This is a genomic window from Micromonospora sp. U56 (assembly GCF_018070095.1).
Classification (GTDB): domain Bacteria; phylum Actinomycetota; class Actinomycetes; order Mycobacteriales; family Micromonosporaceae; genus Micromonospora; species Micromonospora purpureochromogenes.
Genome location: NZ_JAGPYL010000179.1, coordinates 1 through 9,775, shown reverse-complemented (window position 1 = coordinate 9,775; position 9,775 = coordinate 1). Strand labels below are relative to the sequence as shown.

8 protein-coding genes and 1 pseudogene are annotated in these 9,775 nt (G+C 73.6%); 7 read left to right on the top strand and 2 right to left on the bottom strand.

The features are described 5' to 3' along the window. Nucleotides 1-57: 57 nt before the first annotated feature. Nucleotides 58-1,464, bottom strand: a complete 1,407-nt coding sequence (locus KBX37_RS32090; protein ID WP_210779590.1) for a KamA family radical SAM protein — start codon at nucleotides 1,462-1,464, stop codon at nucleotides 58-60. A gap of 157 nt (nucleotides 1,465-1,621) precedes the next feature. Here KBX37_RS32090 and KBX37_RS32085 point away from each other — a divergent pair, with 157 nt between their 5' ends. From KBX37_RS32085 to KBX37_RS32060, 6 genes are all read left to right on the top strand, one after another. Continuing rightward, nucleotides 1,622-2,671 (top strand): zinc-binding alcohol dehydrogenase, encoded by a 1,050-nt coding sequence (locus tag KBX37_RS32085; RefSeq protein ID WP_210779591.1) that lies wholly within the window; start codon nucleotides 1,622-1,624, stop codon nucleotides 2,669-2,671. Nucleotides 2,672-2,676: 5 nt separating this feature from the next. Beyond that, complete coding sequence (locus tag KBX37_RS32080; RefSeq protein WP_210779589.1) at nucleotides 2,677-4,248, top strand: amidohydrolase; 1,572 nt, start codon at nucleotides 2,677-2,679, stop codon at nucleotides 4,246-4,248. 67 nt (nucleotides 4,249-4,315) lie between these two features. After that, on the top strand, nucleotides 4,316-5,878 hold the full coding sequence (locus KBX37_RS32075) for a lysine 5,6-aminomutase subunit alpha (protein WP_210779588.1): 1,563 nt from the start codon (nucleotides 4,316-4,318) through the stop codon (nucleotides 5,876-5,878). Then, a complete protein-coding gene (locus KBX37_RS32070) occupies nucleotides 5,878-6,636 on the top strand; it encodes an OAM dimerization domain-containing protein (protein ID WP_210779587.1) in 759 nt (252 codons plus the stop codon). Before KBX37_RS32075 ends, KBX37_RS32070 begins: the two co-directional genes overlap by 1 nt. Further along, complete coding sequence (locus KBX37_RS32065) at nucleotides 6,633-7,025, top strand: hotdog domain-containing protein (RefSeq protein WP_210779586.1); 393 nt, start codon at nucleotides 6,633-6,635, stop codon at nucleotides 7,023-7,025. Before KBX37_RS32070 ends, KBX37_RS32065 begins: the two co-directional genes overlap by 4 nt. Then, nucleotides 7,022-8,359 carry a glutamate mutase L gene (locus KBX37_RS32060; protein ID WP_210779585.1) on the top strand — a complete coding sequence of 446 codons (1,338 nt, stop codon included), beginning with the start codon at nucleotides 7,022-7,024 and terminating at the stop codon, nucleotides 8,357-8,359. The genes KBX37_RS32065 and KBX37_RS32060 overlap by 4 nt, the downstream gene beginning before the upstream one ends. A gap of 402 nt (nucleotides 8,360-8,761) precedes the next feature. Here KBX37_RS32060 and KBX37_RS32055 read toward each other — a convergent pair whose 3' ends face one another. Continuing rightward, nucleotides 8,762-9,466, bottom strand: coding sequence for an alpha/beta fold hydrolase (locus KBX37_RS32055; protein WP_210779584.1), 705 nt, complete (start codon nucleotides 9,464-9,466; stop codon nucleotides 8,762-8,764). A gap of 97 nt (nucleotides 9,467-9,563) precedes the next feature. Between KBX37_RS32055 and KBX37_RS32050 the strand changes: the two are divergent. Beyond that, nucleotides 9,564-9,775 (top strand): annotated as a pseudogene (locus tag KBX37_RS32050) (apolipoprotein N-acyltransferase); the annotation flags it as partial.

The window sequence follows — 9,775 nt, the reverse complement described above, 5'->3', positions numbered from 1 at the left end:
CGCCGCACCCCCGGGCGCCGCGGGGGCGACGCCGGGGGTGCGCGCGGGTGGGGTGGGTCAGTCGTTGCGGTGCTCGGTCCACCACTGCTGGCCGGCCTCGGGCAGCGTGTCGATCGGGTCGTAGTAGGCGTAGCGCTTGTTGAGCGCCTCGAGGTCGGCGGACTCGATGGAGGTGCGGTAGTTCTTGGTCCAGTACGAGATGCCGCGGTCGCGGTCGTACTCGGTGAGCATGTGCACCCAGCGCTTGCCGACGAAGGGGACGTCGCAGACGATCCGTGGGGTGGCGTAGCCGGGCAGGTAGCCCATGATGTCGTGCTGGAGTTGCTGGGCGTGCCAGACGGGGACCCGCCAGTGCTCGGCGTTGGGGATCATGTCGCACATGTAGAAGTAGTACGGCAGGATGCCCGCCTCACCCTGCAGGGCGAAGCAGAGGTCGAGCAGGTCGGGGGTGGTGGCGTTGACGCCGCGCATGAGCACGCCCTGGTTGCGTACGTCGCGGACGCCGACGTCGAGGGCGGTCTGGGCGGCCTTGGCGACCAGCGGGGTCAGCGACTGGGCGTGGTTGACGTGGGTGTGGATGGCCAGGTTGACGCCGCGCCGGGCGGCGGTGCGGGCGACGCGCTCCAGGCCCTCGACGACGTCGTGCTGGAGCCAGTGCTGCGGCAGGCCCATCAGCGCCTTGGTGGCGAGCCGGATGTCGCGGACGGTCTCCAGTTCCAGCAGCCGCATCAGGTACGACTCGAGGTTGCGCCACGGCACGTTGGCCACGTCGCCGCCGGAGACGACGACGTCGCGGACGCCGGGGTGGGCCTTGAGGTAGGCGATGTGGGCGTCGTAGCGGTCGACGGGCTTGAGGGTGAGCTTGAGCTTGTCGACGGCGGGGGTGGAGTTGCCGACCAGGTCCATCCGGGTGCAGTGCCCGCAGTACTGCGGGCAGGTGGAGAGCAGCTCGGCGAGGACCTTGGTGGGGTAGCGGTGGGTGAGGCCCTCGGCGACCCACATGTCGTGCTCGTGCAGGGAGTCGCGGCTGGCGTAGGGGTGTGAGGGCCAGTCGGTGCGCCGGTCGGAGGCGACGGGGATCATGTAGCGCCGCACGGGGTCGGCGAGGAACGCCTCGGTGGTCATCGGGGCGAACGGGACCATGGTGTTGAGCATCTGCGGCGTCACCAGCATGGACATGGTGGCCAGGGCCTTCTGGTCGGCCTCCAGGTCGGCGTAGAAGGTCTCGTCGACGAGGTCGCCGAGGACGGTGCGCAGCTGCTTGATGTTCTTGACGCAGTTGACGCGCTGCCACTGGGCGTTCTCCCACTGGTCGCGGGTGACGTGGCGCCAGCCGGGGAAGCGGGTCCAGTCGGGTTCGACCAGGGGGCTGCGGCGGTATTCGTACGGCTGCCCGGCGGTCGGCGTCGCGACCGGGGCGTGACGGGGTTGAGGGATGGTCTCAACCGGTTGGGTCTGGGTCACGGCCCCTCCTCGGTGCGTGGTGGTGCAGATGATCAGCGGCCCGTAGGCTACTGGAAAATATCCGGTGAAGAAATTAGTCTGCCGGAAGTTTTCCCGCGATGCGAGCCCAAGCCGGGGCTTCACGCGGCTGACAGGGGAGGTCGGCGTGACGTCACCGGTGGGTCTGCACCGCGTTGTGGAACCGGCGGGGGTGCTGCCGCAGGCGGCGTGGCGGCTGGACGCCGACCCGAGGATCGCGCCGAACGAGGTGCGGATCCGGGTCGAGCGGCTGAACCTGGACGCGGCGAGCTTCCGGCAGTTGTCGGAGAAGCACGGCGGCGACGGGGAGAAGGTCCGCGCCGAGGTGCTGGAGATCATCGCCGCCCGGGGCAAGATGCAGAACCCGGTGACCGGGTCGGGCGGCATGCTGATCGGCACCGTGGAGGAGGTCGGCCGGCGCTCGCCGCTGGAGCTGACGGCCGGTGACCGGGTGGCGACGCTGGTGTCGCTGACCCTGACCCCGCTGACCGTCCTCGACGGGCTGGCCCGCTGGGACGGGCGCAACGAGCAGGTGCCGTGCGACGGGTACGCCATCCTGTTCGCCCGGTCGATCGCGGCGGTCCTCCCGGCCGACCTGCACCCGGAGCTGTCCCTGGCGGTGCTGGACGTGTGCGGGGCGCCGGCGCTGACCGGCCGGGTCGTCGCGGAGCACGTGGCGCGCAGGCAGCGCGAGAACGACCCGACGCCGGTGACCGTGGCGGTGATCGGTGGGGCCGGTAAGAGCGGGTCGCTGTCCCTCGCGGCGGCACGGCGGGCGGGCGCCGGTCGTACCGTCGGGGTGGTGCCGGTGGCGGCGGAGCGCGACGCGCTGGAGCGCGCCGGGCTGGCCTCGGTGGTCGCGTTGGCCGACGCCCGGGATCCGGTGGCGTTGTCGACGGCGGTGACGTCGGCGCTGGGGGTGCCGGCGGACGTGACGGTGGTCTGCGTGGACGTGCCCGGTTGCGAGCACGGGGCGGTGCTGGCCACGGCGGACGGCGGCACGGTGATCTTCTTCTCGATGGCGACGAGCTTCGCGGCGGCGGCGTTGGGCGCGGAGGGCCTGGCGGCGGACGTGACGATGCTGGTGGGCAACGGCTACGTGCCGGGTCACGCGGAGTTGGCGCTGGGGCTGCTGCGGTCGGAGCCGGGGGTCCGCGCTCTGTTCGAGTCCCGGCTGGCGGCAGACTGAGTGTCATGACGAACCCCTCGACTCTGTACCGCGGCGGCGTGCTGCACTGTCCGGCCGATCCGCGCGCGACGGCCCTGCTGGTGACCGACGGCCGGATCGCGTGGTTGGGTGCGGACCGGGACGCGCCGGCCGCCGACCGGGTGGTGGAGCTGGACGGTGCGCTGGTGACGCCGGCGTTCGTGGACGCGCACGTGCACGCCACGGACACGGGGTTGGCGTTGTCGGGGTTGGACCTGTCCGGGGTGCGGTCGGCGGCGGGGCTGCTGGAGGCGGTGGCGGCGTTCGCGGCGGGGTTGCCGTCGGACGCGGTGGTGCTGGGGCACGGTTGGGACGAGTCGAACTGGCCGGTGCCGCAGTTGCCGGACGCGGCGGCGCTGGACCGGGCGGCCGGGGGTCGGCGGGTGTACCTGTCGCAGGCGTCGATCCATTCGGCGCTGGTGTCGGCGGCGCTGCTGGCGGCGTGTCCGCAGGCGGCCCGGGCGGCCGGGTACGACGCGTCGGGGTGGTTGCGTCGGGACGCGCACCACGTGGTGCGGGCGGCGGCGTTCGCGTCGGTGACGCGCCCGCAGCGGATCGCCGCGCAGCGGGCGGCGTTGGCGCACGCGGCGTCGCTGGGCATCGCGGCGGTGCACGAGTGCGGTGGCCCGGAGATCTCCGACGAGGAGGACTTCACCGGTCTGCTGGCGGTGTCGGGCGACGGCGTGCCGGAGGTGTACGGCTACTGGGGTGAGCTGCTGGGTGCGGCGCGGGCCCGGGAGTTGGGTGCGGTGGGGGCCGGTGGTGACCTGTTCGCCGACGGCGCGTTGGGGTCGCGGACGGCGCACGTGTCGGCGGCGTACCTGGACGGTGACGCGGGTTCGTGCGGGCACGGGTACGTCTCCGCGGACGAGGTGCGTGACCACCTGCTGGACTGTGCGGCGCACGGGATGCAGGGCGGGTTCCACGCGATCGGGGACGCGGCGATCTCGACGGTGTTGCAGGGGTTCGCGGCGGCGGCGGAGAAGCTGGGCACGGACCGGGTGCGGGCGGCGCGGCACCGGGTGGAGCACGCGGAGATCATGAACAAGCGGCTGATCGCCGGGTTCGTGGAGTACGGGATCGTGGCGAGCATGCAGCCGGCGTTCGACCGGTTGTGGGGTGGCGCGGGTCGGATGTACGAGTCGCGGTTGGGGTTGGACCGGTCGTTGGAGTCGAACCCGATGGGGGCGATGCACGCGGTCGGGGTGGCGTTGGCGTTCGGGTCGGATTCGCCGGTGACGCCGCTGGACCCGTGGGGTTCGGTGCGGGCGGCGGCGGCGCACCACAACCCGGTGCAGCGGATGAGCGCGCGGGCGGCGTTCGCGGCGCACACCCGGGGTGGCTGGCGGGCGGTGCACCTGGACAACGAGGGTGTGCTGGCGTTGGGGGCGCCGGCGACGTTCGCGGTGTGGTCGACGCCGGCGGGGGTGGAGCGGGGTCTGCCGGTGTTGCAGGCCGAGGACCCGGAGCTGCGGGGTGCGCAGGATCCGACGCCGTTGCCGGTGTGCCGGCGCACGGTGCTGCGCGGTGAGGTCATCTATGAGGAAGGGTCTGCGTGAGCGAGCGAAGGATCGAGGCAGCACGGGCGCGGGTCGCGCCGGCGGCGAGCGGGGCCGGGGTGACGGCGTGACGGGCAAGCTCGACCTGGATCCGGTGCTGGTGGCGCGGGCGCGGGAGTTGGCGCGCCGCGCCGGGCAGCCGGTGGTGGATCTGGCGCGTAGCCACACGACGGTGTCGGTGGAGCGGGCGGTGTTGCGGCTGGCCGGGGTGACCGGCGCGGACCCGGACGGCATTCCGTGGGTGAACCGGCTGGTCGACGCGGTGGTCGCCGACGTCGGGTTGGGGCACGGGGTGGCGGTGCCGGTGTTCGACGCCCTCGCGCGGGAGCAGATCAGCGACGTGACGTTGCTGGCGCAGAAGGCGGCGGCCGGGTCGGTGCGCTTCACGCAGCCGGCCGGGAAGGCGGCCACCGCCGCCCGGAAGGCGGCCCGCAAGGCGGTCGGGGCGGGTGTCCGGTTGATCGACCGGCGGCGCGCGGAGCGGGACCGGCTGGTGAAGCGGTACGGGGATCCGGCGCAGCGGCCGTGGATCTACCTGATCGTGGCGACCGGTGACATCTACGAGGACATCCCGCAGGCGCAGGCCGCGGCGCGGGCCGGCGCGGACGTCATCGCGGTGATCCGGTCGACGGGGCAGTCGCTGCTGGACTACGTGCCGGAGGGGGCGACCCGGGAGGGTTTCGCCGGCACGTACGCCACGCAGGAGAACTTCCGGTTGATGCGGGCGGCGTTGGACGAGACGTCGAAGGAGTTGGGCCGGTACGTGCGGCTGACGAACTACGCGTCGGGTCTGTGCATGCCGGAGATGGCGACCCTGGCCGGCCTGGAGCGGCTGGACATGATGCTCAACGACTCGATGTACGGGATCCTGTTCCGCGACATCAACCCGATCCGCACGTTCGTGGACCAGCGGTTCTCCCGGCAGGTGCACGCCCGGGCGGGGATCATCATCAACACCGGTGAGGACAACTACCTGACCACCGCCGACGCGGTGGACGAGGCGCACACGGTGACGGTGTCGCAGCTGCTCAACGAGTTCTTCGCGCACGAGGCGGGGTTGGCCGACTGGCAGTTGGGGCTGGGGCACGCGTTCGAGATCAACCCGGATCTGCCGGAGTCGTTCCGGTTGGAGCTGGCGCACGCGCTGCTGGCGCGGGAGTTGTTCCCGGACGCGCCGTTGAAGTGGATGCCGCCGACGAAGCACATGACCGGGGACGTGTTCCGCGGCAACCTGCTCGACGGGTTCTTCAACCTGGTGGGCACCATGACCGGGCAGGGCATCCTGCTGGTGGGGATGATGACCGAGGCGGTGGTGACGCCGTGGCTGTCGGACCGGGACATCGCCCTGCAGAACGTGCGGTACGTGCTGGGCGCGGCCGGTGGGCTGCACGAGGACTTCGTGCCGGCGCCGGGCGGGTTCATCCAGCAGCGCGCCAACCGGGTGCTGGGTGAGGCGCTGGATCTGCTGGAGCGCATCGGTGACCAGTCGCTGTTGACGGCGATCGCCGAGGGCACGTTCGGGATCATGAAGCGGCCCGCGGACCGGGGCAAGGGCCTGGCCGGGGTGGCCGCCCACGACGCCGACTACTACAACCCGGCCACCGAGATCCTGGAAGGGGACCGCGCGTGATGGCCGCGGCGGAGAAGAAGCTTGTCCGGCCGTACGGGGACACCACCGGTGACGGCATGGTGCAGGTGTCGTTCACGTTGCCGGTGCCGCACGACAAGCGGGCCGAGGGCGCGGCGATCCAGCTGGCCAACAAGATGGGCATCGACCCGGCGATGCTGGTGCACGCCAAACCGATGAGCGACGGGTTCACCTTCTTCGTGGTGTACGGGCGGGTGAACCATCTGGTGGACCTGTCCGCGGTGCAGGTGGTGGAGCGGGACTTCCCGCTGCTGAGCGCCAAGGAGGTCAACGCGGTGGTGAAGCAGCGGTTGCGGCGCAAGCTGTCGGTGGTGGGGGCGTGCATCGGCACGGACGCGCACACCGTGGGCATCGACGCGATCCTCAACGTCAAGGGCATCGCGGGGGAGAAGGGCCTGGAGTACTACCGGGAGCTGAAGGTCACCAACCTCGGCGCGCAGGTCAGCGTGCCGGAGCTGGTGGAGGCGGCCCGGGTGGAGAAGGCCGACGCGGTGCTGGTGTCGCAGGTGGTGACGCAGCGCGACGCGCACCTGCACAACACGCGGGAGATGTCCGCGGCGTTCCGGGAGGCGATGCCGGCGGGGAAGCGGCCGCTGCTGATCGTGGGCGGGCCGCGGTTCGACGAGACGATGACCGGCGAGCTGGGCGTGGACCGGATCTTCGGCCGGGGCACCACCCCGGGTGAGGTGGCCAGCTACCTGGTGCACGCGCTGATCACGAACAAGAAGGCGAAGGCATGAGTGATTCCCGGGTCGGGCTGACCGTCACCCACCGGCGGTATGTGCCGTACTCGCACGCCCACTACGCGGGGAACCTGGTCGACGGGGCGTACGCGCTGGGGCTGTTCGGGGACGTGGCGACGGAGGTGTGCATCCGCACCGACGGCGACGAGGGGTTGTTCGCGTCGTACTCGGATGTGCAGTTCCGCAGCGCCATGCGGGCCGGTGACGTGCTGGAGGTGACGGCGACGGTGACCCGGGTGGGCACCCGCAGCCGCACCATCGACTTCGAGGCGCGGGTGGTGTGCCGGGGTCGTCCGGACCGGTCGGAGTCGGCGGCGGAGGTGCTCCCGACGCCGATCGTGGCGGTCACCGCGACCGGCACCGTGGTCGTCCCACCGCCGGCGTGACCCTCGCCGTCTGCGCCGACGTCGGGTCCACGTACACGAAGGTCGCGGTGGTGGACCTCGACGGCGCCGCGCTGGTCGCGGCGGCGTCGGCGCCGACCACGGTCGGCACGGACGTGCTGCACGGCCTGGACGCCGCGGTCGGCGCGGCCACCGCCGGGCTCGATGCCCGGGACCTGCCGTGGTACGTGTGCTCGTCGGCCGGTGGTGGGCTGCGCCTGGCGGTGGTGGGCTACGAGCCGCTGGTCACCGCGCAGGCGGGCCGGCGGGTGGGGTTGTCGGCCGGCGCGAACGTGGTGCACGTGGCCGCGGGCCGGCTCGGCGCGGCGGACCTGGCGGCGTTGCGGGCGGCCCGCCCGGACGTGGTGCTGCTGGTCGGTGGCACCGACGGTGGGGACGCCGACACGTTGACGCACAACGCGACCCGGTTGGCGAAGGCCCGCTGGCGGGTGCCGGTGGTGCTGGCCGGCAACGTCGCGGTCCGCGACGAGCTGTCCGCGCTGCTGGCCGGGGCGGGGGTGCCGGTGACGGCGGCGGACAACGTGCTGCCGCGCATCGGGGTGCTGGCCCCGGCGTCGGCGCGGGCGGCGATCCGGGAGGTGTTCCTGCGGCACGTCATCGGCGGCAAGCGGCTGTCGCGGGGTACCCGGTTCGCGCGGCTGGTGCGCGCGGCCACCCCGGACGCGGTGCTGACCGGCGTGGAGGTGCTCGCCGACACCCTCGGCGGTGACCTGGCGGTGGTGGACGTCGGTGGGGCCACCACCGACGTGTACTCGGTGCTCACCCCGGACGAGCGGGCCGACGGGCCGGGCCGGGAGGTCGCCGGGACGCTGTGGCGGGCCCGCACCGTCGAGGGGGACCTGGGGATGCGGTGGAGCGCCCCGGGGGTGGTGCGTGCCGCCGCGGAGGAACGCCTGCTCGCGGTGGGGGAGCAGGACGTTCTGCAGCGGGCGGCGGCGGTGCGGGCCGCCGACCCGGGGTTCCTGGCCGAATCCGGCGCGGAGCGGGCCGCCGACCGGCGGATCGCGGCGCTGGCCGCGACGGTGGCGCTGCGCCGGCACGCCCGGGGCGCGGCCACCGGGGAACGCGCCGGCCGGGACCTGCGCGACGTGCGGCTGATGGTGGGTTCCGGTGGTGTGCTTCGGCATGCGCCCGCCGACCACGCCGCCGGGGTCCTCGCCGCGGTGCTGGCCGACCACGCCGGCGGGTGGCCGCTGCCCCGGGAGCCGCGCGCGGTGGTCGATGTGGACTACGTGCTGGCCGCCGGCGGGCTGCTCGCCGACGAGCATCCGCAGGCGGCGGGGGCGTTGCTGCGCCGGCATCTCGGCACGGATTGAGACGCGCCGACGCGACACGCCGTGTCGCAACACACGACTGGCCGGGGGTGGGTTGACAGCGGCAGGGGTGCAAGCCGTACCGTCTTTGAGTCCTACTACGGGAAGCGGCTGTTGTTCGCTTCGTCCCTTCGTCCGCTGGCCGAGCGACACGGTGCAACTCGTCGCGGCGGCCAGGTCCAGCGGGCGGGGGTCGGCGGGGCGGCGCGAACCGGCCGCGGTTACCGGTGTACGGGCAGGGTGGGAGGCACGGCCAGTAGACAACGGCCCGGCGGGGGCAGCCAGTCCGCGTCCGGTCGGTCCGAAGGTCGGCGCACCTCACTCTCGCCCCACCGGCCGGGAAGGGCCTGGGAGCATCGGGGCGCGGCGTATGCCGCGCCCCGATTTCTGTTCCCGCCCGCCCGTTCAGCTGTCCCGGGCGTAGGACTCCAGCAGGTCGGCCAGCCGGCGTGGCTGGCTCAACGCCAGCAGGTGCCCGCCGGGCAGCTCGTCGGGGCGCACGCCGAGGCGCTCGACGGCCAGGCGGCGTTGGAAGTCCGCCGGGAAGAACCGGTCGTCGCGGCCGGTCACCACCCGGGTCGGCACGTCCGGCCAGCGGCGCAGCGGGTTCGGCCGGACGGACACCGCCTCCGACTCCTGCCCGCCCCCGCCGTCGAGCAGCCGGGCGGTCACCTCGGCGGGCACGTCGTGGAAGAAGTCCACCGCCAGGTCGACGCCGGCGTGTGGGTCGCGGCCCTGCGCGGCGGCGTACGCGGCGCGCGCCGGGCCGTGGCCGGTGGCCGCCCACCAGTCGCCGGCCGTCTCACCCGGCGCCGGCACCATCGGGTTGACCAGCACCAGCAGCCGCACCGCCGGATGGTCGGCGACCAGCGGGGCCGTGAACGCGCCCAGCGACTGCGCCACCAGCACCACCCGCGGGTGCGGGTCGACGGCGGCGCGGACCACGGCCGCGTACTCGGGCAGCGCGGCGTGCGGGTCGGCGGCGGGCAGCGGCACCGCCACCGCCTCCCGGCCCCGCCGGCGCAGCTCGTCGACGAGCAGGTGCCAGTAGTCGGCGCTGCCGCCGGCGCCGGGTATCAGCACGTACGTCACGGTCGGGGGCGTTGTCATGCCGGTCACCCTGCCAGCCGGGTACGACACGACCTGGCCCGGTCGGCGGCACCGGCCACCGCCGGCCGGGTAGCCTTCGGCGCGTGATCGTGGTGAGGTGCCGGTGACGACGCTCGACCGGGATGAGACCCGGGCCGCCGAGGTGGTTGGCCGCGCGGACGCACCGCGCGCGCTGCCGCTGCGGCTGGCCCTGCCCGCCGCCGTGCTCGCCGGCCTGGCGCTGCTGCTGGCGTTCCCCCCGTACGGGGTGTGGCCGCTGGCCCCGGTGGGGGTGGCGCTGCTGGGCGCGGCGGCGCACCGGCGGCGGCT